This window comes from Streptomyces minutiscleroticus (assembly GCF_014650875.1).
GTDB classification, from domain to species: domain Bacteria; phylum Actinomycetota; class Actinomycetes; order Streptomycetales; family Streptomycetaceae; genus Streptomyces; species Streptomyces minutiscleroticus.
Genome location: NZ_BMVU01000001.1, coordinates 255,772 through 281,470, shown reverse-complemented (window position 1 = coordinate 281,470; position 25,699 = coordinate 255,772). Strand labels below are relative to the sequence as shown.

Genomic DNA, 25,699 nt, shown 5'->3' with positions numbered 1-25,699 from the left:
GTAGTGTGCGGATCATGCGCAGCGAACTCTTCGGCACCCTGTCCGACGGCACGCCCGTCCACCGCTGGACCCTGGAGCGGGGCGGTACGCGCGTGCGGGTCCTGACCTACGGCGGGACCGTGCAGTCGGTCGAGGTCCCCGACCGGGACGGGAGGAGCGCGAACGTGGTGCTCGGCTTCCCCCGGGTCGAGGACTACGTGGCCCACCCCGAGCCGTACTTCGGCGCGCTGGTCGGCCGGTACGCGAACCGGATCGCGGGCGGCACGTTCACGCTGGACGGGCGGACGTACCGGCTGGCGGCCAACAACGGCCCGAACGCGCTGCACGGCGGCGAGCGCGGCTTCGACAAGCGCGTGTGGGACGCCGAGCCGCTCGCCGACGGCGTGAGGCTCTCCCTGGTGAGCGAGGACGGCGAGGAGGGCTACCCGGGCCGCCTGGCGGTGACGGTGGCGTACACGCTGGGCGGGGACGGCGCGCTGCGCATCTCCTACGAGGCGGTCACGGACGCGCCGACGGTGGTGAACCTGACCAACCACGCGTACTGGAACCTGGCGGGCTCGGGCGACGCGGGCGGCCACCAGCTGCGCCTGGCCGCCTCCCGCTACACGCCCGTCGACGCGGGGCTGATCCCGACCGGCGAGCTCGCGGGCGTCGAGGACACCCGCTTCGACTTCCGGCAGCCGCGGAAGGTGGGCTCCGGCTACGACCACAACTTCGTCTTCGACAAGGGTGTGACCGCCGCCCCGGAGGAGGTCGGCGAGCTGCACGACCCGGCGTCCGGGCGGGTGCTGACCGTGGCGACGACCGAGCCCGGCATTCAGGTCTACACGGCCGACGGCCTGGACGCCTCGCTGCCGTACGCGCCCGGCGAGGGCATCGCGCTGGAGACGCAGCACTTCCCCGACTCCCCGAACCGGCCGGAGTTCCCGGGGACGGAACTGCGGCCGGGCCAGGTGTACCGCTCGGAGACGGTGTACGGCTTCTCGGCCCGCTAGGACGGCGCCCCGCGGGCCCCCGGGACCGGCGGGCCCGGTCAGACCCCCACCGTGGCCGTGCCGCGGTGGCCGGCGGCCGACGGCCCGCCCGGGCCGTGCGCCCCGGCGCCGTGCGGACCTGCTCGGCGCCGCTGGGCGACGCCCGGCGTCCGGTACCTCCGCTTGTCCCCCCTTTCCCTCCCGTCACGCACCATGGCGCACGCCCCGCCCGTCACGTGATACTGCGGCCGTCCGGCGACCCCACGCGCGACGGAAGGACCTGAACACCTGTGGAATCGATACGCGTTCGGCTCGGCGTCCTCGGCCTGGCGGCCCTGCTGACCGGCCTTACGGCCCCGCCCGCGCTCGCGGCCGGGGCCCCCGCGGTCACGGCCGCGGCCCCCACCGTGGAGGAGCAGCGGCTCGACCAGGCGGTCCCGCAGGAGATCCTGCGCCGCTCCGGGTTCGACTCGGTGGCCCCCTCCTTCGCGCGGGCGCTGGCCGGTGCGCACTCCTACCGGCAGGCCGAGAAGGCCGTCGAGCGCCACGGCGAGCGGCTGTGGCGGCGGGCGGTGGACCGGGCGCAGGGCAGGGGCCCGGCGGAAGACGAAAGGCGCGAAGCGCTTCCCCGGCAGGGTGACGGCGGGAGAGGGGCGGGCCTCAGCCGGGACGACGACCGGCCGCTGTACTGGGCGCGCCTCGGCATGACCCGCGAAGTACGTACGTGGGAGCCGGGGTTCGCCCTCTCCGAAGAGCGGCGGGCCGCACTGCTCGACCTGCTGGAGCGGACCTCGCGCGGCCAGACCACGATCGACTATCCGCGCGCCGGGGGCGTCGGGCGCGTCCTGCTCACCGGCTTCGACCCGTTCACGCTGGACCGCGACATCCGCATCTCCAACCCCTCGGGAGCGAGCGCCCTGGCGCTGGACGGCACGGTGATCCGTACGGCGGACGGCCCGGTCCGCGTCGAGACGGCCGTCTTCCCGGTCCGCTGGGACGACTTCGCCGGGAGCACCTCCCGGGCTTCCGGCACCGGGGAAGGCACCGTGGAGCGCACGCTGCGCCCGCACCTGCCGGAGGTGGACCTGCTCACGACGGTCAGCCAGGGCCGGGTGGGCCGCTTCGACATCGAGCGCACCAACGGCGCCTGGCGGGGCGGCTCCCTCGACAACGCCGACGTCTCGCGCACCGGGGTCGCCCCGGTCGCCGACCCGGCCACGCAGCCGCAGTGGACGTCGACGACGCTGCCGTACGCGGCGATCACGGCCGCGGACACGGGCCGCTTCCCGGTGTACGACAACACGGCGGTGACGGAGGTCCCCGCGGGCGGCACCGAGCCGGTGAACCGCGCCGACGGCCCGACGCCGGGCTCGGCGGCCCGCGCGGGCGGCGGCGGGAACTACCTGTCCAACGAGATCGCGTACCGGGCGACGCTGCTGCGCGACCGGCTCGGACTGCACGACACGCTGCCGGCCGGCCACGTCCACACGCCGGTGCTGGAGTTCGGCGCCGGCAACACCGACCCGGCGACCGGGACGGTGACCGACCCGCAGTTCGTGCGGAACCGGCTCGACATCGTGGCCCAGGTGCGGGCGGTCCTCCGGGTGGCCGTGGAGCACACGGGCTGACGGCCGTACGGGCCGCCGCCGGCGCCCGGTGGGAGGGAAGGGGCCCTCACCGGCCGGCGGCGGTCCGCCGTCCGTCGGTACCGGTGTCCTTGCCCAGGTCGACGCCGGTGCCACGGCCGTCGCCGTCGTCCCGGCCGTCCCTGCCGCCGGCCGTCTCCTCGCCCAGCAGGTCGCGGGCCATCAGCGTGGCGCCCGCGACCGCGCCGGGCATCAGGAGGACGGCGACGAGGGGCACGAGGAAGGCGAGGCCCAGCGGCGTGCCGAAGCCCCAGACCAGTGTCTTGCGGGAGCGCAGCAGGGCCAGCCGGTCGCGCAGCTGGACGCCGCGGCGCTGCAGGGCCACCGAGGTCAGCTCCTCGGTCAGGAAGAACCCGGTGACGAAGAAGCCGACCACCGGGACGACGGTCTGGCCGAGGAACGGCACGAAGCCGAGCGCGAAGAGCAGCACCGCCCACACGGCGGCCCGGACGAGGATGCGCAGGCTGTCGCGCGCGGAGATGCACAGCTCGCGCCAGAGCGGCAGGTCCGACTCGGGCGCGCTGCCGTCGGGCGAGACGTCGCGGTCGACCTTCTCGGAGATGCTGTCGTAGAAGGGCTGGCCGACCAGGAGCGTGACGGCGGTGAAGGTGAGGACGGCCAGCAGCAGGCCCAGGGCGAACAGCACGACGGTCAGGAAGCCGCGGAAGAGACCGCGCCAGGGGCTGCCCCAGTCGTCGGCGAACGGCGTGGCCCAGCCGACGAGGTCCGCGCCCCACACGGCCAGGGCGACCAGGACGGCGGCGTACAGCACGAGGGTGATCAGGGCGGGCACCAGACCGAAGCCGTACTGCCTACGGTGTCGCGCCACCCACTTCTGGCCCCGCAGCAGATAGCCGAATCCCACTCCAAGATCACGCATACGGGCACCCTACCGGGGCGGGTGTCCGCCGTCCGGTGTGTGACCGGCGCGTGACCGAGCCGGTGACGGACGGAGACCCTCGTGACACCGGGACCGTCCCGTGCCGCCCTCCGCGCGACGGCCCGGCGCTCCCGGCCGGCGCCCGCCGCGGCCCTGCGGGGCCTCACACGGGATGGACCGTGACCACCATCCCGGTGTCCGCGGCCGGGGCCACCGCCGCGGACACCCGTACGCCCACGGCCCGCGCGGCCCGGCCCGCGCGGGTCGCGGAGGCGAGCAGGGCGGGCTGGAGCTGCTCCAGGCCCGAGACGACCAGCTCCTCGCCCGCGGCCAGCAGCGGGCGCCCGGCCTGCACCACCGAGGCCGCCGCCTCGGTGAGGTCCGCGAGGGGCGGCAGCGCCGCGCGCACCGCGCCCGCGCCGGCCGCGGCCGCGCGTTCGGCGAGGGCGACCTGGAGGGGCAGCAGCGGGGCCAGCGCGGCGGTGAGCGCGTCGGCCACGCGCCGCAGCTCGGGCGAGGAGTCGCGCAGGACGTCGGCCGCCGCGCGCAGCACGGGGGCGAGCGCGAGGAGCAGGCCGGCCGCCGCCCCGGCCGCGGCGGGCAGCAGCGGGGAGCCGGCCTCCACGAGGTCGCCGAGCGCCTCCGCGGCCTCCTCCACCGCGGGCTCGACCGCGTCGAGGACCGGCAGCAGACTGTCCCCCAGCGTGGTGAGCAGCGCCTGCGCGGGCTCGCTCACGGGGTGCGCGGCGAGCGGGGCGCCGCTCGTGCCGAGCCGCGTCAGGGTGTCCACGATCCGGTAGAACGCGTCCTGCGCCCGGGGCGAGGCGCTGGCCTCGGCCAGTTCCGCGGTGGTCTCGCGCAGCACCCGCAGCACCTCGGCCCCGGAGCCGTCGCGGGGGTCGAAGGTGTTGATGGCGATGCGGGTGATGTTGCCCGCGGTGTCCAGGAGCTGTCCGGTGATGTCGGTGGTGTTGCGCGCGATGCGCGCCACCTCGTCCCTGCTGGGAAGCGACGGGATCGTTGCCATGAGCCCTCCTCGCCTCGCGCGCCTGCGGCGGGCCGGTCCGGTCCGCCGTCGCGCCGGTGCCCGCCCCCAGCATGCCCCGCCGGCCGCCGGGCGCGGACCGCCCCGGACGGCCGTGACGCCAACTGCCCCTGATTGTGGCCGAGTCGGAGAGGACCACAGCCCCGTACGGCCCACGGCGCCCCCAGGGCATCACGGACTCACGGGATACCGGGTCCGCGGGACGCCCGGGTCCGCGGGACACCCGGGTCCGCGGGACACCCGGGTCCGCGGGACACCCGGGTCCGCGGGACGCCCGGGTCCGCGGGACATCCGGGTCCGCAGGAGCTAGTGGCGGCCGCCGCGTCCCTCGAAGGCGCGGCGCACCCCCGCGCCCTCGTCCTCGACCAGGCCGCCCGCCTCCGGCAGGTCCAGCACGGCGCCGCAGTGCGGGCACAGCCCGCCGTCCCCGGCGGGCGTTCCGCACGCCTTGCAGAACCGCCGGCCCCGGGCCTCCCCCGCCTCCTGGGCACCCCGCGCCTGCTCGGTACGTGCTTCCTTCTCCGTCATGGGCCCTCCGGTGCCGGGTCGGACGATGGACGACGTCCCCTTCCGCGTACCCGCGACCCGGCACCCGATACGGGCCTCCTCACCGGCGCCGGCACCGCCGGCGCCGGCGCACGTCAGAGCTTGACGACCATCTTCCCGGTGTTGTCGCCGCGCAGGACGCCGAGGAACGCGTCGAGGTTGTTCTCGATGCCCTCGACCACCGTCTCGCGGTACTTGAGCTCGCCGGAGCGGACCCACGCGCCGACCTCCCGCCGGAAGTCGGGCTGGAGGTCGTAGTGGTCGCCGACGAGGAAGCCCTCGATGCGGCCGCGGGTCTGGATGAGCCGGGCGAGGTTGCGCGGGCCGGGGGCCGGCTCGGTGTTGTTGTAGACGGAGATCATGCCGCAGACGGCGATGCGGCCGTTCCGGTTGAGCCGGGCGATCGCGGCCTCCAGGTGGTCGCCGCCGACGTTGTCGAAGTACACGTCGACGCCGTCGGGGGCGGCCTCCTTGAGCTGCTCGTGCACGGGGCCGTTCTTGTAGTTGAACGCGGCGTCGAAGCCGTACTCCTCGGTCAGCAGGCGCACCTTCTCGTCGGAGCCGGCCGAGCCGATCACCCGCGAGGCGCCCTTGAGCTTCGCGATCTGGCCGACCTGGCTGCCGACGGCGCCCGCGGCGCCCGACACGAAGACGGAGTCGCCCTCCTTGAAGGAGGCGACGCGCAGCAGACCGGCGTACGCGGTCAGGCCGGTCATGCCGAGGACGCCCAGGTACGTGCTCAGGGGCGCGGCCTCGGGGTCGACCTTGGTGGCGTGCTCGGCGTCGAACGTCGCGTACTCGCGCCAGCCGAAGAAGTGCAGGACGTGGTCGCCGGGCTCGATGCCCTCGGCCTCGGAGGCGACGACCTCGCCGACCGCGCCGCCCTGCATGGGCCTGCCGAGCTCGTACGGGGCGACGTAGGACTTCGCGCTGCTCATCCTTCCCCGCATGTACGGATCGACGGACACGTACGCGTTGCGCACCAGGATCTGTCCCTTGCCCGGCCGCTCGACCGGGACCTCGACCATGTCGAAGTCCTTCGGCTCGGGAGCGCCGACGGGGCGACTGACCAGGTGCCATTCACGGCTGGTGGCGGGGGGCTCGGAGGTGGGGGGCATGCGGGCGCCTTTCCGACGGGGGCTTTCCGGGGTCTCTGTGTACCCCTGTTCCAATGTTTCATCAAGTGAAACAACCATGCGTCTGAATATTTCAGTGTGTCAAGCAAGCGGGTAGCCTGGACGTCATGGCCGCCCAACGGAAGACCCGACCCGACGCGCTGACCCTGGAGGTCGTCGACCTCGTCGGATCGGTGGTGGCGCGGTACCACGAGGACTACGAGGAGGCCGCCGCCCGGCACTCCCTGACCGGGGCGCAGGCGCGGCTGCTGGGCCTGCTCTCGCTGGAGCCGCTGCCGATGCGGCGCCTGGCGCAGAAGCTGAAGTGCGAGCCGTCGAACGTGACGGGCATCGTGGACCGCCTGGAGGCGCGGGGCCTGGTGGAGCGCCGCCCCGACCCGGCGGACCGGCGCGTCAAACTGGCGGCCGCCACGGACGAGGGCCGCGAGGTCGCCCGCGGTCTGCGCGAGGCCCTCCACTTCGCCCGCGAGCCCCTGGCCGGCCTGTCCCACGAGGAGCGGCTGTCCCTGCGGGACCTGCTGCGGCGGATGCTGGACGAGGGGGCCTGAACTCCGGGCCGTGGCCCCGGCCGAATCACCCGATCGGCGTCACGACCCGATCGATGTCACGACCCGAACGGCGTCACGGCCCGGACGACGAACCCCGGAACCCGGCCCGCACCACGCGACCCGGCCCGGACGACGGACCCCGGCGACGGTTCCGGTCAGGCGTCGGTCACGGCCGCGGCGGGGCGTCGGCCTCCGCGTGCCGCCGGGGCGGCCGGTCCGCCGGGGCCGGGTGCACCGCCGGGGACTCGGGCCCACCGCCCCGCGCTCAGGTGCACCACCACAGGAACCGGTCGCACGTCTGCGTGGGCGTGGGCGTGGGGTCCGGTTCGGACGCCGGCGGCTCGGGGTCCGAGGGGGCGGGGTCGCCGGTCGGCTCGCCGCCCGGCGAGGTCGGCGCGGGGTCGGGCGCCCCGGAGGTCGGCGCCTGCGACGCCGACGCCCCTCCGGTCGCCTCCCCGCCCGTACCGCCCGCCCCGCCCTTCCCGTCCTCGCCGTCCCCGTCCCCACCGTCCTCCGCACCCTCGCCGTCCTCGCCCTCGCCGCCCTTCTTCGCCTTCCCGTCCTCGCCCGGGCCCGAGCCCGAGGGGGAGGCGGACGCGCCGGGCGAGCCCGCGCCGGTGCCGGCGCCGGCGGCCGGCGCCGTGCCGCCGCCCGTGCCCGGCGTGCCGTCCGCGGAGGAGGAGGCCCGCGCGCCGGCGTCCTCCGCGGCGGCCTCGGGGGCCGAGGAGGAGGACTCGATGCCGAGTTCGGCCAGGCTCAGGCCGCCCGCGGCGAGCAGCAGCCCGGCGCCGGCGAACAGGACCCTGCGGCGCCGGCGGCGGTGCGCCGCGCTCCTGCGGTCGCGCCGCCCCGCCCGTGGCCCGCCCCGGCCGCGGCGGACCGAACGGCCCTGCGGCCCGTCGCCCTCGGACGCGTGGCCGGACCCGTCCCGGCCGTCGCGCGCCGCGAGGGACTCCGCGTACGCGCGGACGTGTTCGGCGGGTGTGCCGCACCCCGGACAGGCGAGGGCGCCGTTGAGGTGGCGTCGGCACGGGTGGCAGTAGTCCATGACGCCGGAAGACTAGGTTCTTGACAGGTCAGGTTCAGGGTTTCAGCCGTGAAGGTTGTGTAGGGAACTCCCCGTTGCCGGGCTCCGCGCCGCGCCGTCGCGGCATCGCGCGCGCGACGGACGGACCACCCCGCCGAAATCCTTGCCACGCGGTGGTGTTCGACCCATTGACACCCCCTGGGAGACCTCCTTACTGTCACGCCAGCATTTCGAACGCGTGACGAAATCTCGAACAGAGCCGACGAGCACAAGGGGCAACAGCCGTGCGCATCACGGGAATCAGCACGCACGTGGTAGGGACGCCGTGGCGCAACCTGACCTACGTTCAGGTGCACACCGACGAGGGACTGACCGGAGTCGGCGAGACCCGGATGCTGGGCCACACCGACGCGTTGCTCGGCTATCTGCGGGAGGCGGAGGCCAACCACATTCTGGGGTCCGACCCCTTCGCTGTCGAGGATCTGGTCCGCCGGATGAAGTACGGCGACTACGGGCGCGCGGGCGAGATCGTGATGTCCGGCATCGCCGTGATCGAGATGGCCTGCTGGGACATCAAGGGCAAGGCCCTCGGGGTGCCGGTGTGGCAGCTGCTGGGCGGGAAGGTCACCGACCGGGTCAAGGCGTACGCCAACGGCTGGTACACGACCGAGCGGACCCCGGAGGCGTACCACAAGGCCGCCCAGGGGGTCATGGAGCGCGGGTACCGGGCGCTGAAGATCGACCCCTTCGGGACCGGGCACTTCGAGCTCGACCACGAGCAGAGCCTGTACGCGGTCTCGCTGATCGAGGCCGTGCGGGACGCGATCGGGCCGGACGCCGAGCTGATGCTGGAGATGCACGGGCGCTTCTCCCCCGCCACGGCCGTACGGCTCGCCAAGGAGCTGGCCCCCTTCAAGCCGGCCTGGCTGGAGGAGCCGGTGCCGCCGGAGAACCTCAAGGCGCTGGAGAAGGTGGCCGCCAAGGTCGACATGCCGGTGGCGACCGGCGAGCGCATCCACGACCGCATCGAGTTCCGCGAGCTGTTCGAGAACCAGGCCGTGGACATCATCCAGCCGGACGTCGGCCACATCGGCGGCATCTGGGAGACCCGCAAGCTGGCGGCGACCGCCGAGACCCACTACATGCTGGTCGCCCCGCACAACGTGGGCGGCCCGGTGCTCACCGCCGCCTCCCTCCAGGTCGGCTTCACCTCCCCGAACTTCAAGATCCTGGAGCACTTCAACGACTTCGCGGACGCGGAGATCAAGAAGGTCGTGAAGGGGGCGCCGCAGGTCGTGGACGGCTACTTCCACCTCTCCGACGCGCCGGGCCTCGGCGTCGAGCTGGACGTGGACGCGGCCGCCGAGTTCCCGCAGCAGCAGGCCCGCTTCGACCTGTGGGCCGAGGGCTGGGAGCAGCGCAAGCCCAAGGGCACGAAGTGAGCGCCACCGCTGCCGGCGGCACCGCCGTCGTCGTCGAGGCGCCGGGCGAGCACCGGCTCGTGCCCCACGAGCCGCGCGAGCCGGGTCCGGGCGAGGCCCTGGTCCGGGTGCACGCGAGCGGCATCTGCGGCAGCGACCGCGAGGTGTACCAGGGCAACCGGCCCGAAGGGTACGTCCGCTACCCGCTGACGCCCGGCCACGAGTGGTCCGGCACGGTCGCGGCGGTCGGCGCCGGGGTCCCCCGGGGCCTCGTGGGCCGCAAGGTGGTGGGCGAGGGCTTCCGCAACTGCCAGGTCTGCGACCGCTGCCACGCGGGCGAGACGACGTTGTGCACGGCCGGCTACGAGGAGACCGGGTTCACCGAGCCCGGCGCCATGGCCGGCACGCTGACGCTGCCCGCGCGGCTGCTGCACGTCCTGCCCGACGACGCGGACCTGACGGCGGCGGCCCTCCTGGAGCCGGCCGCCTGCGTCGCGGCCGCGGCGATCAAGGCGAACGCCCTGCCGGGCGAGCGGGTGGCGGTCGTCGGCACCGGCACGCTCGGGATGTTCGCGGTGCAGTTCCTGGCGGCGGCCTCACCGGCCTCGCTGCTGGTCGTGGGCACCCGGCCGGACCGGGCGGAGCTGTCGAAGCGGTTCGGCGCGACCGACTTCCGCACCCGGGACGAGGCGCTGCCCGACGACGTCGACGTGGTGATCGAGACGGCCGGCTCGGCGTCGGCCGCGCGCACCGCCGCCTCGCTGCTGCGGCGCGGCGGCCGGCTGGTCCTCACCGGCATCCCGGCCCCGGGCGCCGACGGCCTGGACCCGACCGACCTCGTCGTGCGCCAGTTGGAGGTGCACACCGTGTTCGGGGCGCCGCCGGACGCGTGGGCGCACACCGTCCGCGTCTTCGGCGCCGGGCTGCTCGACCCCCTGCCGCTGGTGACGCACGAGCTGCCGCTCGCGGAGTTCGCGCACGCCATCGAGCTGGTGGGCGCCGGCGACCCGCGGGTCGGCAAGGTCCTGCTCAAGCCCTAGTGCCGTGACCGGAAGGGTTCACCGGCTCACGACGCCCGGCACGGCACTCCCCCTGGCTCCTCGAGCAGGGAGGACCCCCACGCCGCGTTGCCGGAGCCACCCGAGTACGTCCGGTACGAGGGTGGTCCTCCGCCTCGCGACGCACCGCACCGGACGCCGCGAGCCCACGGCAGACCTTTCCGGCCACGGCCCTGGACCACCCGGTCCGCGCACCGGTACCGCCGCGGACGTACGCCACGGGCCGTGCCGGTGCCCCTCCCCCGACCCGAGCGACGTACGACGTTCGCCCCATCGAACACGAAGGACAGCTTGTGACCGACGCTTCCTCCACGGCGGCCCGTCGGCCCGGTGAGCGGGCGCTCGCCGCGCTCGGCCTGGGCGCGCCCGCCCTCTCCCCCGCCGACGCCTCGCCGCACACCTTCCCCGGCGGCGGCCGCTGGCGCACCGAGATCCCGTCCGTCGAGGGGCCCGAGGCGCTGGCCGCGGTGCTCAAGGAGTCCTCGCGGCTCGACGTGCCGATCCACCGGATCAGCCAGGGCAGCGGCGTGTGGATGCTGACCGACGCCGAGATCACCGAGATGGTGGAGGCGACGGCCGAGCGCGACATCGAGCTGTGCCTGTTCACCGGCCCGCGCGGCACCTGGGACATCGGCGGCTCCACGCGCAGCGACTCGCGCGGCGGCGGGCTGCGCGCCCGCGGCCACGACGCGGTGGCCGGCTGCGTGGAGGACGCCGTCCGCGCCACGGAACTGGGCGTGAAGTGCCTGCTGGTGGCCGACGAGGGCGTGCTGTGGACGCTGCACCGCGCCCGCGAGGCCGGTCTCCTCCCGGCGGACACCACCCTGAAGGTCTCCGCCCTGATCGGCCCGGTCAACCCCGCCTCGTACGCCGTGTACGAGCGGCTCGGCGCCGACTCCCTCAACGTGCCCAGCGACCTGACCCTGGCGCATCTGACCGAGATCCGACGCGTCAGCGCGGCGCCCATGGACATGTACATCGAGGCCCCCGACGACCTCGGCGGCTATGTGCGGATGTACGAGGTGGCCGAGCTGATCCGGCGCGGCGCACCGCTGTACCTGAAGTTCGGCCTGTCCAAGGCTCCCGGCATCTACCCGTACGGCACCCATCTGCGGGACGTGACCCTGGACACCGCCCGGGAGCGGGTGCGGCGCGGCCGCCTCGCCCTGGACCTGCTCGCCCGGCACGGCGCGGACGGCGACATGGCGCCGCTCGGCTCCCGGCTGCCCGGTTCGCTCCACCGCTTCCCGACCGACGTGTCGCCTCTCAACGACGAGAACAAGGACTGATTCACCATGCGCAACCGCAGAGCTGCTCTCTCCGCCGTGGCGGCGGCCTCCCTCGCCCTGACCCTGGCCGCCTGCGGCCAGAACAGCGAGGGCGGCAGCGACGAGGGCGCCGGGGACACCAAGGGCGCCACCATCGGCATCGCCATGCCCACCAAATCCTCCGAGCGCTGGATAGCCGACGGCGCCAACGTCGAGGCGAACCTGAAGAAGGCCGGCTACAAGACCAAGCTGGTCTACGGCGAGGACGACCCCGACCAGCAGGTCTCGCAGATCGAGAACCTGATCACCCAGGGCGTGAAGGCCCTGATCGTCGCGGCCATCGACAACAAGTCGCTCAACAACGTGCTGCAGCAGGCCAAGGACGCGGACATCCCGGTCATCTCCTACGACCGCCTGATCCTCGGCACGGAGAACGTCGACTACTACGCCTCCTTCGACAACGAGAAGGTGGGCGAGCTGCAGGGCACCTACATCGTCGAGAAGCTCGGCCTGAAGGACGGCAGCGAGAAGGGGCCGTTCAACATCGAGCTGTTCGCCGGCTCCAACGACGACAACAACACCAAGTACTTCTTCCAGGGCGCGATGAACGTCCTGAAGCCGTACATGGACAAGAAGCAGCTGGTCGTCAGGTCCAAGCAGACCGCGCTCAACCAGGTCACCACCCTGCGCTGGGACGGCGGCACCGCGCAGAAGCGCATGGACGACATTCTGACCTCCGCGTACAAGAGCGAGCAGGTGGACGCGGTGCTCTCGCCCTACGACGGCATCTCCATCGGCATCCTGTCGGCGCTGAAGTCCGACGACTACGGCTCCAAGAGCAAGCCGCTGCCGGTCGTCACCGGCCAGGACGCCGAGGTCGCCTCGGTCAAGTCGATCGCCATGGGCCAGCAGACGCAGACCGTCTTCAAGGACCTGCGCAAGCTCGCCGAGGTCGCCGCGAACATGGTCGACGCCTCGCTCAACGGCAAGAAGCCCGAGATCAACGACGACAAGACGTACGACAACGGCGCGAAGGTCGTGCCCGCGTACCTGCTCGAACCGGTGAGCGTCGACAAGGACAACTACAAGGAGGTCCTGGTCGACGGCGGCTACTACAAGGAAAGCGACCTCAAGTAACCCCGTCCCACCGGAGCAGAAAGGCACGACCATGGCGGGACCCGTCCTGGAAATGCGCTCGATCGTCAAGACCTTTCCCGGCGTCAAGGCGCTGTCGGACGTCACCCTGACCGTCCGTCCGGGCGAGGTCCACGCCATCTGCGGGGAGAACGGCGCCGGCAAGTCGACCCTGATGAAGGTGCTCTCCGGCGTCCACCCGCACGGCACCTACGAGGGCGAGATCCTCTTCGAGGGGGACGTCTGCCGGTTCAAGGACATCCGGGCCAGCGAGCAGCGCGGCATCGTGATCATCCACCAGGAGCTGGCGCTGGTGCCGTACCTGTCCATCGCGGAGAACATCTTCCTCGGCAACGAGCAGGCGACCCGGGGCGTCATCAGCTGGAACGAGACCCTGCGGCGGGCCAGCGAACTGATGCGCCGGGTCGGGCTCGACGAGCACCCGCAGACCCGGGTCGCCGACATCGGCGTCGGCAAGCAGCAGCTCGTCGAGATCGCGAAGGCGCTGTCCAAGGAGGTCAGGCTGCTCGTCCTGGACGAGCCGACGGCCGCGCTCAACGACGAGGACAGCGCCAAGCTGCTGGACCTGATCCTGGAACTCAAGGAGCAGGGGATCACCGCGATCATCATCTCCCACAAGCTCAACGAGATCCGCAGGGTCGCCGACTCCGTCACGATCCTGCGGGACGGCCGCACCATCGAGACCCTCGACGTGAAGGCCGCGGGGACCACCGAGGACCGGATCATCAGCGGCATGATCGGCCGGGACCTGGACCACCGGTTCCCCGACCGCACCCCGCACGAGCCGGAGGCCGGCTCGGCGCCGGCCCTGGAGATCCGCAACTGGACCGTCCACCACCCCATCGACCAGCAGCGCAAGGTCGTCGACGACGTGTCGGTCAACGTGCGCCGCGGGGAGATCGTCGGCATCGCGGGGCTGATGGGCGCCGGCCGCACCGAGCTGGCGATGAGCGTCTTCGGCCGCGCCTACGGGCGGCACGCGGGCGGCACGGTCCTCAAGGACGGCACGGAGATCAGGACGCGGACCGTCGCCGACGCGGTCGCGCACGGGATCGCCTACGTCACCGAGGACCGCAAGCACTACGGGCTCAACCTCATCGACACCATCAACCGCAACATCTCGCTCAGCGCGCTGGGCAAGGTGGCACGGCGCGGCGTGGTCGACGAGCACGAGGAGCGCCGGGTCTCGGAGGGCTTCCGCAAGACCATGAACATCAAGGCGCCCACCGTCTTCGAGCCGGTGGGCAAGCTGTCCGGCGGCAACCAGCAGAAGGTCGTCCTCAGCAAGTGGATCTTCACGGGTCCGGACGTGCTGATCCTGGACGAGCCGACCCGCGGCATCGACGTGGGCGCGAAGTACGAGATCTACACGGTCATCGACAAGCTGGCCGCCGAGGGCAAGGCCGTCCTGTTCATCTCCTCGGAGCTGCCCGAGCTGCTGGGCATGTGCGACCGCATCTACACCATGGCCGCGGGACGGCTGACGGGCGAGTTCCAGCGGGGCGAGGCGACACAGGACGCGCTGATGCGCCAGATGACGAAGGACAAAGAGGTAACGCGATGAGCACCGATGTGACCGCCCCGAACCCGGCGCCCGCGCCGCCGGGCGGCAGCGGAAAGGCCGGGGCCGACGGCCTGGCGAGGCTGATGCTGGACGGTCTGCGCCGCAACATGCGCCAGTACGGCATGCTGATCGCGCTCGGCGTGATCGTGGCGCTGTTCGCGGTGTGGACCAGCGGGGACCTGCTGCTGCCGCGCAACGTCTCCAACCTGGTGCTGCAGAACAGCTACATCCTGATCCTGGCGATCGGCATGATGATCGTCATCATCGCGGGCCACATCGACCTGTCGGTCGGCTCGATCACGGCGTTCGTCGGCGGCGTGGCCGCCGTGCTGATGGTCGAGCACGACATACCGTGGCCCCTCGCGGTGCTGCTGTGCCTGGCCATCGGCGCCGCGGCGGGCGCCGCGCAGGGCTTCCTGATCGCGTACGCGGGGATGCCGTCCTTCATCGTCACACTCGCCGGCATGCTGGTCTTCCGCGGTCTGACCGAGGTCTTCCTCAAGGGGCAGACGCTCGGCCCGTTCCCGGAGGGGCTGCAGAAGGTGGCCAACGGCTTCCTGCCCGAGGTCGGCCCGGACACCAACTACCACAATCTCACCCTGCTGCTCGGCCTCGTGCTGGTCGCCGCGGTGATCTGGCAGGAGGTCCGCGACCGCAGGCGCCAGCAGGAGTACTCGCTGGAGGTGCCGCCGGCCAAGCTGTTCGCGGTGAAGCTGGCCGCGCTCACCGCCGCCGTGCTGGTCTTCACCCTGCTGCTCGCCAGCTACAAGGGCGCCCCGGTGGTGCTCCTCATCCTCGCCGCGCTCCTGGTCGGCTTCGGCTACCTGATGCGCAACGCGGTCGTGGGCCGCCACGTGTACGCCATCGGCGGCAACCTGCCCGCGGCGAAGCTGTCGGGCGTGAAGGACAAGAAGGTCACCTTCCTGGTCTTCTTGAACATGGGCATGCTCGCGGCCCTGGCGGGTCTGGTCTTCGCCGCCCGGTTCAACGCGGCCTCGCCCAAGGCCGGCCTCAACTTCGAACTGGAGGCCATCGCCGCGTCGTTCATCGGCGGCGCCTCGATGAGCGGCGGCGTCGGCACGGTCCTCGGCGCCATCATCGGCGGCCTGGTCCTCGGCGTCCTGAACAACGGCATGAACCTCGTCGGCATCGGCACCGACTGGCAGCAGGTCATCAAGGGCCTGGTGCTCCTGGCGGCGGTCGGCTTCGACGTGTGGAACAAGCGCAAGGTCGGTTCGTAACAGCACCCACCCATCCACGGCCCGGTGGACCTCAGGGGCGTCGCACCACCCGTGTGCGGCGCCCCTGAGGCGGTCCGGGCCACAGAGAACAGGGAGCCGTAAAACATGGGGAGCAGCACCAGCAGGCGCACGGTCATCGCGGCGGCAGCGGCGGCGGGACTCGCCGCGGCGGCGGGCACGGCGCACGCGGCACCGGCCGGCGGCGGACCGGTGAGAGAACTCTTCGGAAGGCTGGCCGACGGCACCAAGGTGTACCGGTGGTCGCTGCGGAACGGCGGCACCCGGCTGAAGGTCCTGTCCTACGGCGGCGTCGTGCAGTCGCTGGAGGTCCCGGACCGGCGCGGCCGGTACCGCAACGTCTCGCTCGGCTTCGACAACCTGGACGACTACGTCGCCTCCAGCCCGTACTTCGGCGCGCTGATCGGCCGGTACGGCAACCGCATCGCCGAGGGCCGCTTCACGCTGGACGGCACCGCGTACCAGCTGTCCGTCAACGACGGCGAGAACAGCCTGCACGGCGGCGCGCAGGGCTTCGACAAGCGCGTGTGGGACGTCGAGCCCTTCACCGAGGGCTCCGACGTCGGCCTGCACCTGCACTACACGAGCGTCGACGGCGAGATGGGCTACCCGGGCACCCTGCGGGTGAAGGTCACCTACACCCTCACCCGGTCCGGCGACTGGCGCGTCGACTACGAGGCGACCACCGACAGGGCGACGGTCGTGAACCTCACCAGCCACGTGTACTGGAACCTGGGCGGCGAGGGCAGCGGCACGGTCGAGGACCACGAGCTGACGATCGCCGCCTCCCGCTACACGCCCGTCGACGCGGGCCTGATCCCGACCGGTGAGCGGGCGGGGGTCGCGGGGACGCCGTTCGACTTCCGGCGCGCGAAGACGGTGGGCGAGGACATCCGCACGGCCCACCAGCAGCTGCTGTACGGCCAGGGCTACGACCACAACTGGGTGCTGGACAAGGGGATCACGAGGCGGCCCGAGCACGTCGCCACGCTGCGCGACCCCGCGTCCGGGCGCACCCTGCGGATCGCCACGACCGAGCCGGGGCTGCAGTTCTACTCCGGCAACTTCCAGGACGGCACGCTCGTCGGCACCGGCGGGCGCGTCTACCGGCAGGGCGACGCGCTGTGCCTGGAGACCCAGCACTTCCCGGACTCCCCCAACCAGCCGTCGTTCCCGTCGACGGTGCTGCGCCCGGGGCAGACGTACCGGACGACGACGGTGCACTCCTTCGACGCCTGACGGAGGCGTCCGGCGGGCGTGAAGATCCGCTTCACACGTTCCGGCACGGGTTGAACACGGCCGGTCCCCCGTCCGTACCAGAGGGCGGCCCGCACCCCCGCGCGGGCCGCCCCACGACGGAGGTTCCATGGCCGACAAGGTCACGTCGCTGTTCCGCAGCACCGCGGCGCACAGCCCCTCGATGGCCGCACTGGCCCGGGAGGGCGACGGGGAGGGTCCGCTGGACTTCTGCATTCCGTGCAACCCCTACTTTCCGACGCCGGCGATGTTCGACGAGCTGACGCACCGGCTGCGCGAGATCCTCACGTACTACCCGAGCAGCGCCGACACGATCACGGCCGAGCTGTGCTCGCTGCTCCAGCTGCCGCCGAGCTGCGTGGCGATGGGCAACGGCTCCACCGAGCTGATCACCTGGATCGACCACCTGCTGGTGCGCGAGTCGCTCGCGGTGCCCGTGCCCACCTTCGGCCGCTGGACGGACCAGCCGATGGAGACCGGCAAGCGCGTCGACATGTTCCCGCTCCAGGAGAGCAACGGCTTCGCGCTCGACCCGGCCCAGTACATCCAGTTCATCCGCTCCCGGGGCTCGCGCACCGCCGTCATCTGCAACCCGAACAACCCCGACGGGGGCATGCTGCCCAGGCAGACGGTCCTCGCCTTCTGCGACGCCCTGGCCGACCTGGACCTGATCGTCATCGACGAGTCGTTCCTGGAGTTCGCCGACGCGGAGGCCGAGCCGAGCGTCGTCGAGGAGGCGGTGCTGCGGCCCAACGTCGTCGTGCTGCGCAGCCTCGGCAAGAACTTCGGCCTGCACGGCGTGCGCTTCGGCTACCTCGTGGCCAACCCGGCGCTCGCCGGCAAGGTCCGCTCGATGCTGCCGAAGTGGAACCTCAACTCCTTCGCGGAGACCGTGGTGTTCATGCTGAAGGACCACGGCCCCGAGTACCTGGAGAGCCTGCACATGGTGCGCCGGGACCGGCTCGACATGGCCCGGCAGCTCTCCGCGCTGCCCGGTCTGACGGTCTACCCGTCGCAGGGCAACTTCCTCTTCGTGCGCCTGCCCGTGGGCGCCGAGGGGACCGTGGTCCGGGACCGCCTGCTCACCGAGCACCGGGTCCTGGTCCGCGAGTGCGGCAACAAGATCGGCTCGTCCAGCCGCTTCCTGCGTCTCGTGGTGCGCCCCCAGGCAGACGTGCGTCGTCTGGTGTCCGGCCTGGAGTCGGTGCTCTACGGGGCCGGGAGGGGAGCCGCCGTGCCCGAGCCGGACGGAGGGACCCCCTACAGCTCGGGCACGGCGGCGGTGGACCGCCTGGTGCACAGCACGAACGGGGCGGGCGTGACGGGTCTCGCGGCCGTCGCCCACGCCGCGGCCCAGCACCGGATGAGAACCGGGTCCCAGGCCCAGCACCGGCTGACCGCGCAGGCCCAGCCGCAGCCTCAGCTGACGGCCCAGCCGCAGCCCCAGCTGACCGCCCAGGCACAGGCACAAGCACAGGCGCAGGCACAGGCACAGGCTCAACTGGCCGCTCAGGCGCAGGCCCAGATGCCGCCGCAGGTGCCGCCCCGGCCCCAGCCGCTGCCGCAGGGCGGCTGGCCGGCCGCGGGCGCCCCGTCGAGCGGCGCCGGATGGCCGGCGGCCGCCGCGGTCGACCGGGTCGGCTGACCACCGGCCCGGTCGCCGGACCGGTCCACCACCGATCCGGCACCCCCTCCGGGGGACACCCCGGCCGGCCGGGAGAACCCGCTGCTCCCCGGCCGGCGGGAGGGCGCCGCGGCCGGGAGGCTCCATGGCCTCCCGGCCGACGGTGCGCACCGCGGGGAGGGCGTGCGCGCGGGCGGTGCGGCCTCAGTAGGCCACCGGCCACCCGCCGCTCCGGTCCAGCAGGGTGATCCCGAGCTTCGGGGTGCCGTTGTCGTTGCCGTCGCAGTAGTGGTGGACGATCAGGTCGCCGTCCACGTCGTTCATGATCGACCGCCCGCCGGGGCCGATGACCCTGCCGTGCGACTCCGGCACCGGCGTACCTCCGCTGTCCGTCATCGCGACACCGTTCCTGTCGTGGTACGGCCCGGTGGCGCTCGTCGCCCGCCCCGCCTTCACCTTGTAGGCGGAGCCGGTCCCGGCGCAGCAGGTGTCGTACGAGGCGAACAGGTAGTAGTAGCCGTTCCGCTTGACGACGTACGGGGCCTCGACGGCCCTCGTGCCGGTCGGGCTAGCCGGGCCGGCGGCCGTCCCCGGCGGCCGGCCCGCGTACGGCGGCCGTCCGCCCCGGCAGGTCGACCTCGGCCCGCACCGTCTTACCGGGCGCCTCCCTCTCCAGCACCTCCCAGCGGTCGGCGAGCGCGTCGACGAGCAGCAGGCCGCGCCCGTGCTCGTCGAGCGGGCGCGGGGGCCGTACGGCGTCGGGGCCGGGCGGGCGCGGCTCGGCACGGGTGTCGGTGACCTCGACGCGCACGCCGCCCGCGTCGAGGCGGAGCCGCAGCTCGAAGTCCCGCCCCGGGACGCGGCCGTGGGTCACGGCGTTCGCCGCCAGCTCGGCGACGATCGCGGCGACGGCGTCCGAGGGGCCCGTCCCGTGCGGGACGCCCCAGTCGTGCAGCTGGGCCAGCGCGAGGCGCCGGGCGAGCCGGGCGCCTCGCGGAGTGGCGCTGAGCCGCTGGGCGAACACACGCACGGTGACCGGGGAGCGCGGAGTGGACGGTGCTTCCATGCGCCCAATCTGGCGGCGGGAACGGCCTGTTCACCAGCCCGGCACCGCGTACGCTGCGGCAGCGTACGCACTCACGGCATGGACAGTACTCGTCACCGGCCGTGAGCATGGGCGCGGGAGGTGACCGACGGTGGTCGACGGTGAACCGGAGTCGTCGGACAGTCTGCGGACGTTCGGCGCGGTGGTCCAGGGATTGCGCGAGCACGCGGGGCTGAGCCGGGAGGAGTTCGGGCGGCGGGTGCGGTTCTCCAGGCACACGGTGGCGTCCGTGGAACTGGGGAGGCGGATGCCGGACGCGGCGTTCGTGGAACGGGCGGAGGAGGCCCTCGGGAACACGGGCGCGTTGCGGCGGGCCGCGGGTTGTCTGGCGCGGCAGCCGGGGCTGGCGGCGTGGTTCCGGCGGTGGGCGGGACTGGAGGCATCGGCGATCACGCTGTACACGTACGAATGCCGGCTGGTTCCCGGGCTGCTGCAGACGGAGGCGTACGCGCGGACGCTGTTCACCAACCAATTGCCGCCGCTGGACGACGGGCAGATCGAGGCCCAGTGGGCCGCCAGGGCGGAGCGACAACGACTTCTGGGAGAACTGCCGAACACGGCATTCGGCTTCATCCTGGAGGAGGGCCTGTTCCTGCGACGCATGGGCGGTGCGGAGATCACTCGGAACCTGATCGACCACATGCTGGAGATCAGTCGTCTGCGCAACGTAGAAATACAGATCATGCCGCAGGTGAGGGAGACCCACGCGGGGCTCGACGGGCCCATGCAACTGCTGGAGACCCCTGACAACAGGTGGTTCGCCTACTGCGAGGGGCAGCGAGGAGGACTGTTCATCTCGGACTCCAAGGAGGTGAGCGTCCTCCAGAGGCGCTATGCCAGGATGCGCTCGCAGGCTCTTACCCTTGATGACTCCGTGAGCCTGTTGCAACGGATGCGAGGAGCGCCATGAGCAGCAGCGATCTGGAATGGTTCAAGTCGAGCTACAGCAGCGGCGGTGACGGCGACTGCGTCGAGATAGCCCCCTGCCCCCGCGCCGTCCACGTCCGGGACTCCAAGGACAGGCAGGGGCCGCAGCTCGCCCTCTCCCCCGCCGCCTGGGCCGGGTTCCTCGCGTACGTCACGGAGTGAGTCACCGCGCGGCGACCGGCCGCCGCTCCTCCTCCGCGGCGGCGGCCCGTGCCGTCCGCTCCCCGAGGTGGGCACGGACCGAGTACGCGAGGGCCGCGGCCCACAGGGCGTACAGCGCGACGTAGACGCAGGCGGCGGCCGTGCCCGGCACACCGGCCCAGTCGCTGTCCAGCAGGGTGCGGACGTTGGTGACGACGATGACGCCGCCGACCGCGGAGCCGAGGACGCGCGGCGGGACCAGCCGGACCAGCCAGGCGGCGACCGGCGCGGCGATCAGGCCGCCGACGAGGAACGCGGCCACCCAGTCCCACTTGAGCTCCTGGGAGCCGAGCGAGAGGAGGGAGCCGAGGCTCGCGGCGACCGCGACCAGGAACTCGCCGGTGTCGACCGAGCCGATCACCTTGCGCGGCTCCATCCGCCCGCTGGCCAGCAGCGCCGGGGTGCCGACCGGTCCCCAGCCGCCCCCGTCGTCGGGGCCCTCAGGGATTGACCCAGGCCTCCGGGTCCTCCGCGAGCGCGCGGACGCCGTCGGGCAGGGCGTCCGCCGCGATGTCGGCGAGCGTGACGACGTCGACGATCGCGCGCACGTGGGCGCGCGCGGCGATCCACAGCGGGAGCAGGGGGGCGGCGGGGCCCGTGTAGGCGAGGTGGGTGGGGCGTTCGCCGCGCACGGTCATGATGGGGCCGTCCACGGTGCGGATCACGTCCGCGACCGTGATCGCGTCGGCGGGGCGGGCGAGCCGGTAGCCGCCCTGACCGCCGCGCCGGCTCGTCACCAGGCCGCCGCGCCGCATGTCGCCCAGAATGCCCTCGAGGAACTTGTGCGGGATGTCCTGGGCGAGGGCGATGGCCTCCGCCTTCAGGGGCTCCCCGTCCTGCCGGGCGGCCAGTTCCAGCGCCGCGCGCACCGCGTAGTCCGCCCTTGCCGAGATCCTCATGCAAGGCATTGTCCGGTGCGCCGCCCGCGCGGCGGCGCACCGGGTGCGCCGTACGCCCGTCCCGGTGCCCCGGTCAGACGAGCCGGATCACGTTCCAGGACAGCGGTTCGAGCACGGCCCTGAGGACGCCGCCCTCCAGGGTGGTGCCGGTGGCCTCGTGGGGCTTGACGCGCTCCCGGTCCTGGACGGTGTTGCGCGCGTCGGGGCCGGCGTCGGAGAGGACGCTGTGCCCGGCGACGGACGTCGGACCCAGTCCCGCGAGGGAGACCTCGAGGGGCAGCGGCGCGGTGCGGCGCGGTCGCGGTTGACGGCGAAGACGGTGACGGAGCCGTCCCCATCCGCACGAGGGCGACCGCCGCGATGAGCACGAAGAAGACGACGGAGATCGCGGAGGCGTGGCCCACGCGGTGGCTGGTGAAGCCCTCCTCCAGCGTGGACCGCACGAACGTGCGCGTCGAGTCCTCGGGGCCCGGCCCGAAGTCCATCATCACGACGGCCTGGTCGAAGACCTGGAGCGAGGCGAGGACCTGCAGGGCGACGACGAGGCCGGTGATGTCGCGCAGCATCGGCAGCGTGATGTGCGCCGTGCGGTGCCAGGCGTTCGCGCCGTCCAGCCCGGCGGCCTCGTACCGGTGGGCGGGGATGCCCTGGAGCGCGGCCAGGTGGAGCAGGAAGCTGAAGCCGGCCGTCCACCACAGGGTGCAGACGACGACGGCGAGCAGGGCGTACGACGGGTCGGTCAGTCAGGGCGTCTCGATGCCGGAGACGTGGTTGACCATGCCGGCGCCGGGGTTGAACAGCCACTGCCCCAGGTTGCCCGACGTCCAGCGTCGCGATCATGCTGTAGCCGTCGCCGCCGCTGAAGAGGTTCCAGCAGCGGACCCGGGTGCCCGCGCCGGACGCCGGCGCGTCCGCACCGGTGCCGAGCGCCGCGAAGCCGAAGCTCCCCGCGACGGCCGGCCCGCCGAGCCCGGTCAGAAGCTGCCTGCGGTCCAGGCCAGGTCGTCCCATGCCCTGCCCCTGCTGTTCGGATGCCCACTGTCCGTACTGCCCGGAGTACCGAATGACGCCCGTAACTTCGAACGGACCGTAGGGAGAAGCGATTTCACCTCAATGGGTCGCGCGGGAATGCGAAGGGAGCGGCGGGAACAGCGGAGCCCCCGTACCGGCTTGCGGTACAGGGGCTCCCGGGAGCAGCGAAGGGTCAGCCCGCGAAGGCCGGCTGGGGCAAGCCCTTTCCCGCGCCGGGCAGGACGAGGACCGAACCGGACAGCGGGTGCGGCGCGTCGAGGCCGACCCGGGCCGTGGTGACGTACAGGTCGGCGAGGCCGGCGCCGCCGAACGCGCAGGCGGTCGGGCGGCGCACGGGCAGCTCGACCACGCGGTCCAGCGCCCCGTCCGGCGTGTAGCGGCGGACGGCGCCGCCGTCCCACAGCGCCACCCACACGCAGCCGTCCGCGTCGACGGTCATCCCGTCCGGGAAGCCCGCGCCCTCCTCGATCTCCGCCAGCGGGCGCCTGTTCGCCACCGCTCCGGCGGCGTCGACGTCGAAGACGTCCACGCGCCGGGTCGGGGTGTCGATGTAGTACATCCGCCGGCCGTCCGGGCTCCAGCCGAGGCCGTTGCTGACCGTCACGTCGTCCAGCACGGCCGCGGCCGTCCCGTCGGCGGCGAACCGGGTCAGCGTGCCGCCGCCGGGCGCCTCGTCGTAGCGCATGGTCCCGGTCCACAGGGAGCCGTCGGGCGCGACGGCCGCGTCGTTGCCGCGGCGGCCCGGCACCGGCTCGCGGTGCAGCCAGCGGAAGGGCTCCCCCGACCCCGGTGGCCCGTACAGGCCCACGCCGTCGCGGAGGTTGACGACCAGGCCGCCGTTCGCACGGGGCCTGGCCGCGCCCACGTGCTGCTCGGTGACCATGACCGTGCGCCGCCCGGAGGCGGGGTCGTAGGTGTGCACGCGCGAGGCGAGGATGTCGACCCAGACCAGGCGGCCGGTGCGCGCGTCCCAGGTCGGCCCCTCGCCGAGCACCGCCTGCGCGCGGACCGCGACCTCGTACGCCGTCGCTCCGCCCACGCCGCTCACGCCGCGCTCCGGTGGCCGAGCCGCTCGGACAGTTCGGCGGCGCCCTTGGCGGCCAGCTGCTCCAGCTCGCCGACCCGCTCGTCGCTCCAGCGGATCATCGGCACGGAGATGGAGAGCGCGGCGACGACCTGCCCCGTGCGGTCGCGCACCGGGGCGGCGACGCAGGAGACGTCCGGGTTGGACTCGCGGCTCTCCACGGCGATGCCGCGGCGGCGGATCTCCGCGAGGGCCTCGCGCAGCGCGACCGGCTCGGTGATGCTGTTGGGCGTCATCGCGATCAGGTCCGCGCCGTCCGGGATGCGGGCGGCCAGCTCCGGCTCGGGCAGCGAGGCCAGCAGCATCTTGCCGACCGAGGTGCAGTGGGCGGGCAGCCTGCGGCCCGCCGCGGAGACCATGCGCACGGCGTGCGTGGAGTCGACCTTGGCGATGTAGATGACGTCCGTGCCTTCCAGGATCGCCACGTGCACCGTCTCGTCGCAGGTCTCGGCCACGGACCGGGCGACCTGCTGGCCCTCGGCGGCGAGGTCGAGCTGCTCCGCGTACCGGCTGCCGAGCTGATACGGCCGTACGCCCAGCCGGTAGCGCCCGGGCTGGCCCTGGACGGGCACGATGTAGGAGCGCGCGGCGAGCGTCGTCACCAGCTCGTGCACGGTGGTGCGGGGCAGCTGGAGCCTGCGCACGATGTCGGGGGCGGAGAGCGTCCCGTCCCCGTCGAGGAAGAGCTCCAGTATGTCGAGAGCCCGGGTCACGGCAGGTACGAGGCGTCCCACGACCGGCCCCCTCTCTGTTCGTTCGAGATTTCAACAGACGGTCGGAATGACGAACACAGGCTACTCATAGTGCGTTTGCCCGGGCAATGGCCCGGAAAGCGGCGGCCGGGCGGGCCGGCCGGGCCGACCGGAGGCTGCGCGGGGTGGACCGCGCCCCTCCGCCGGGGCGGACACCTCGGCGCGGCCTCACCGCGCCTTCCGCACACGCCTTCCGCGACAGCTGGTCGACGGCGGCCGGCCGGCGGCGGCTGTTCGACGGCGGCCCCGGCCGAGGCCCGCCCCGCTCGGTGTTCACCCCACCCGATGGCCGTCCCGCCCGGTGACCGCCCTGCCTGGCGGCCGCCCCCGCCTGGTCCTGCCTGGCGGCCGCCCCCGCCCGGTGGCCGCCCCATCCAGTGGCCGCCCCGGCCGGTGCGTGGCCGGTGTCCGACGGCCGCCCACCCGGTGGCGTGCGCGACCATGGGGTCCATGCCGGCCAAACGACCCGTCCGACCGTTCACCCCGCTCGACTTCCAGCTCGTCCTGCTGCGCCGCATGGCCGACCACAACCCTGACCTGGTCGACGACGCCCGCCGCGCGCTCGGCGCCTCCGCGGCCGACCTGCGCGAGGCCAACCGCCGCTGGCAGGCGATGCTGCGGGCGCCGGGCGGCCGGTCGGCGGCCGCCCGCTTCCGCTCCGTCCTCGGCGAGCCGGAGGCCGTGTCCGCGCGGCGGGTCGGCGACCTGGAGGCCGCGGCGTGGCGGTGGCCCGTCCCCCTCTGGCCGGACCTGCGCTTCGAGGCGCTCCTCGCCCCGAACGGCGCCCTGTGGAACGAGTGGCTGGTCCGCGCGCCCGGCGCCCCCGCTCCCGCGCTGCGCGCGGTGGAGGACCTGCGCCCCTGGTCCGCGACGGTCGACGAGGTGGCCCGCGCCTTCGCCCCGGCCCGCCCGCTGGAGGGCACCGCGCCCACCCGCTGGGGACTGTCCTTCACCGCGCCGGACGCGCGCGGCGTGCGCCGCACCGTCGCGGCGGAGTTCACCTGGGGGCTGCTGCAGCGGGTCGCCGTCGACGGGCGGCCCGCGCCCGACGCCCCGGCGCCCGGACGGCACGGCCCGGCATGAGCGGCCCCGGTCCCGCGTGACCGACCCCGCGGGACCGGTCCGTCCGGGCGCCGGAGCCGGCCGCCGCGGCCCGGGAGGTCCGCGCGTACCGGGCGCGGGCGGAGGCCGGGACGGGCGCCGCCGGGACCCGGCCGCCCTCCTCGTCCGCGGCCGGGTGAGCCGGGTGGCCGTGGGGGTGTCCGTGTGACCCGTCGGGGCGCCGGTGCCG

General features: G+C 73.5%; 24 protein-coding genes and 4 pseudogenes. 14 read left to right on the top strand and 14 right to left on the bottom strand.

Annotated features, from left to right (window positions below; genetic code table 11):
- The first annotated feature begins 14 nt into the window (after positions 1 to 14).
- Both IE271_RS01085 and IE271_RS01080 read left to right on the top strand, forming a co-directional pair.
- A complete protein-coding gene (locus IE271_RS01085; RefSeq protein ID WP_190188168.1) occupies positions 15 to 995 on the top strand; it encodes an aldose epimerase family protein in 981 nt (326 codons plus the stop codon).
- Between the two features lie 269 nt (positions 996 to 1,264).
- The gene (locus IE271_RS01080) at positions 1,265 to 2,602 is read left to right on the top strand and encodes a pyroglutamyl-peptidase I (RefSeq protein ID WP_190188167.1); all 1,338 of its coding nucleotides are present in this window, start codon (positions 1,265 to 1,267) and stop codon (positions 2,600 to 2,602) included.
- A gap of 46 nt (positions 2,603 to 2,648) precedes the next feature.
- Here IE271_RS01080 and IE271_RS01075 read toward each other — a convergent pair whose 3' ends face one another.
- From IE271_RS01075 to IE271_RS01060, 4 genes are all read right to left on the bottom strand, one after another.
- Complete coding sequence (locus IE271_RS01075) at positions 2,649 to 3,500, bottom strand: EI24 domain-containing protein (protein WP_190188166.1); 852 nt, start codon at positions 3,498 to 3,500, stop codon at positions 2,649 to 2,651.
- Between the two features lie 163 nt (positions 3,501 to 3,663).
- A complete protein-coding gene (locus IE271_RS01070) occupies positions 3,664 to 4,527 on the bottom strand; it encodes a hypothetical protein (protein WP_190188165.1) in 864 nt (287 codons plus the stop codon).
- A gap of 324 nt (positions 4,528 to 4,851) precedes the next feature.
- A complete protein-coding gene (locus tag IE271_RS01065; protein ID WP_190188164.1) occupies positions 4,852 to 5,073 on the bottom strand; it encodes a hypothetical protein in 222 nt (73 codons plus the stop codon).
- 113 nt (positions 5,074 to 5,186) lie between these two features.
- Positions 5,187 to 6,209, bottom strand: a complete 1,023-nt coding sequence (locus IE271_RS01060; RefSeq protein ID WP_190188163.1) for an NADP-dependent oxidoreductase — start codon at positions 6,207 to 6,209, stop codon at positions 5,187 to 5,189.
- Positions 6,210 to 6,334: 125 nt separating this feature from the next.
- Here IE271_RS01060 and IE271_RS01055 point away from each other — a divergent pair, with 125 nt between their 5' ends.
- The gene (locus IE271_RS01055) at positions 6,335 to 6,775 is read left to right on the top strand and encodes a MarR family winged helix-turn-helix transcriptional regulator (RefSeq protein WP_190188162.1); all 441 of its coding nucleotides are present in this window, start codon (positions 6,335 to 6,337) and stop codon (positions 6,773 to 6,775) included.
- A gap of 265 nt (positions 6,776 to 7,040) precedes the next feature.
- On the opposite strand, the gene IE271_RS01050 is transcribed toward IE271_RS01055, so the two are convergent.
- Positions 7,041 to 7,823 (bottom strand): SCO2400 family protein, encoded by a 783-nt coding sequence (locus IE271_RS01050; RefSeq protein WP_190188161.1) that lies wholly within the window; start codon positions 7,821 to 7,823, stop codon positions 7,041 to 7,043.
- Between the two features lie 263 nt (positions 7,824 to 8,086).
- On the opposite strand from IE271_RS01050, the gene IE271_RS01045 reads away from it, so the two are divergent.
- The 8 genes from IE271_RS01045 to IE271_RS01010 all read left to right on the top strand — a co-directional run bounded on the left by IE271_RS01045 (position 8,087) and on the right by IE271_RS01010 (position 18,429).
- Positions 8,087 to 9,244 (top strand): mandelate racemase/muconate lactonizing enzyme family protein, encoded by a 1,158-nt coding sequence (locus IE271_RS01045; protein ID WP_190188160.1) that lies wholly within the window; start codon positions 8,087 to 8,089, stop codon positions 9,242 to 9,244.
- On the top strand, positions 9,241 to 10,263 hold the full coding sequence (locus IE271_RS01040; protein ID WP_190188159.1) for a zinc-dependent alcohol dehydrogenase: 1,023 nt from the start codon (positions 9,241 to 9,243) through the stop codon (positions 10,261 to 10,263). The genes IE271_RS01045 and IE271_RS01040 overlap by 4 nt, the downstream gene beginning before the upstream one ends.
- 311 nt (positions 10,264 to 10,574) lie before the next feature.
- Positions 10,575 to 11,570 carry a hypothetical protein gene (locus IE271_RS01035; protein WP_190188158.1) on the top strand — a complete coding sequence of 332 codons (996 nt, stop codon included), beginning with the start codon at positions 10,575 to 10,577 and terminating at the stop codon, positions 11,568 to 11,570.
- A 6-nt stretch (positions 11,571 to 11,576) separates the two neighbouring features.
- Positions 11,577 to 12,686: a multiple monosaccharide ABC transporter substrate-binding protein gene (chvE, locus tag IE271_RS01030; RefSeq protein ID WP_190188157.1), complete on the top strand. Its 1,110-nt coding sequence runs from the start codon at positions 11,577 to 11,579 to the stop codon at positions 12,684 to 12,686.
- A 31-nt stretch (positions 12,687 to 12,717) separates the two neighbouring features.
- Positions 12,718 to 14,268: a multiple monosaccharide ABC transporter ATP-binding protein gene (gene mmsA / locus IE271_RS01025; protein ID WP_190188156.1), complete on the top strand. Its 1,551-nt coding sequence runs from the start codon at positions 12,718 to 12,720 to the stop codon at positions 14,266 to 14,268.
- A complete protein-coding gene (gene mmsB, locus IE271_RS01020) occupies positions 14,265 to 15,509 on the top strand; it encodes a multiple monosaccharide ABC transporter permease (RefSeq protein WP_190188155.1) in 1,245 nt (414 codons plus the stop codon). The genes mmsA and mmsB overlap by 4 nt, the downstream gene beginning before the upstream one ends.
- Before the next feature lie 105 nt (positions 15,510 to 15,614).
- On the top strand, positions 15,615 to 16,766 hold the full coding sequence (locus tag IE271_RS01015; protein ID WP_190188154.1) for an aldose epimerase family protein: 1,152 nt from the start codon (positions 15,615 to 15,617) through the stop codon (positions 16,764 to 16,766).
- A gap of 127 nt (positions 16,767 to 16,893) precedes the next feature.
- The gene (locus IE271_RS01010; RefSeq protein WP_190188153.1) at positions 16,894 to 18,429 is read left to right on the top strand and encodes a pyridoxal phosphate-dependent aminotransferase; all 1,536 of its coding nucleotides are present in this window, start codon (positions 16,894 to 16,896) and stop codon (positions 18,427 to 18,429) included.
- 183 nt (positions 18,430 to 18,612) lie between these two features.
- On the opposite strand, the pseudogene IE271_RS01005 reads toward IE271_RS01010, so the two are convergent.
- Positions 18,613 to 18,975 (bottom strand): annotated as a pseudogene (locus tag IE271_RS01005) (family 43 glycosylhydrolase); the annotation flags it as partial.
- Between the two features lies 1 nt (position 18,976).
- Positions 18,977 to 19,474, bottom strand: coding sequence for an ATP-binding protein (locus IE271_RS01000; RefSeq protein WP_190188152.1), 498 nt, complete (start codon positions 19,472 to 19,474; stop codon positions 18,977 to 18,979).
- Positions 19,475 to 19,604: 130 nt separating this feature from the next.
- Between IE271_RS01000 and IE271_RS00995 the strand changes: the two genes are divergently transcribed.
- Positions 19,605 to 20,423 carry a helix-turn-helix domain-containing protein gene (locus tag IE271_RS00995; protein ID WP_190188151.1) on the top strand — a complete coding sequence of 273 codons (819 nt, stop codon included), beginning with the start codon at positions 19,605 to 19,607 and terminating at the stop codon, positions 20,421 to 20,423.
- The gene (locus IE271_RS00990; protein WP_190188150.1) at positions 20,420 to 20,602 is read left to right on the top strand and encodes a DUF397 domain-containing protein; all 183 of its coding nucleotides are present in this window, start codon (positions 20,420 to 20,422) and stop codon (positions 20,600 to 20,602) included. The genes IE271_RS00995 and IE271_RS00990 overlap by 4 nt, the downstream gene beginning before the upstream one ends.
- Position 20,603: 1 nt before the next feature.
- Here the strand turns inward: IE271_RS00990 and IE271_RS00985 are convergent, their stop codons facing one another.
- The 7 genes and pseudogenes from IE271_RS00985 to IE271_RS00960 all read right to left on the bottom strand — a co-directional run bounded on the left by IE271_RS00985 (position 20,604) and on the right by IE271_RS00960 (position 24,390).
- Positions 20,604 to 21,017, bottom strand: coding sequence for a hypothetical protein (locus IE271_RS00985; protein ID WP_229919072.1), 414 nt, complete (start codon positions 21,015 to 21,017; stop codon positions 20,604 to 20,606).
- 64 nt (positions 21,018 to 21,081) lie between these two features.
- Positions 21,082 to 21,540 carry an RrF2 family transcriptional regulator gene (locus tag IE271_RS00980; RefSeq protein ID WP_190188149.1) on the bottom strand — a complete coding sequence of 153 codons (459 nt, stop codon included), beginning with the start codon at positions 21,538 to 21,540 and terminating at the stop codon, positions 21,082 to 21,084.
- A gap of 73 nt (positions 21,541 to 21,613) precedes the next feature.
- A pseudogene (locus IE271_RS00975) lies at positions 21,614 to 21,873 on the bottom strand (alpha-L-arabinofuranosidase C-terminal domain-containing protein); the annotation flags it as partial.
- Between the two features lie 2 nt (positions 21,874 to 21,875).
- Positions 21,876 to 22,361 (bottom strand): annotated as a pseudogene (locus tag IE271_RS00970) (carbohydrate ABC transporter permease); the annotation flags it as partial.
- 1 nt (position 22,362) lies between these two features.
- Positions 22,363 to 22,551: pseudogene (locus tag IE271_RS41590) on the bottom strand (extracellular solute-binding protein); the annotation flags it as partial.
- A 193-nt stretch (positions 22,552 to 22,744) separates the two neighbouring features.
- Positions 22,745 to 23,620 carry an SMP-30/gluconolactonase/LRE family protein gene (locus IE271_RS00965; protein ID WP_373308678.1) on the bottom strand — a complete coding sequence of 292 codons (876 nt, stop codon included), beginning with the start codon at positions 23,618 to 23,620 and terminating at the stop codon, positions 22,745 to 22,747.
- A complete protein-coding gene (locus IE271_RS00960; RefSeq protein WP_190188148.1) occupies positions 23,617 to 24,390 on the bottom strand; it encodes an IclR family transcriptional regulator in 774 nt (257 codons plus the stop codon). Before IE271_RS00960 ends, IE271_RS00965 begins: the two co-directional genes overlap by 4 nt.
- Before the next feature lie 459 nt (positions 24,391 to 24,849).
- Between IE271_RS00960 and IE271_RS00955 the strand changes: the two genes are divergently transcribed.
- Positions 24,850 to 25,491: a hypothetical protein gene (locus IE271_RS00955; protein WP_190188147.1), complete on the top strand. Its 642-nt coding sequence runs from the start codon at positions 24,850 to 24,852 to the stop codon at positions 25,489 to 25,491.
- Positions 25,492 to 25,699: the final 208 nt, after the last annotated feature.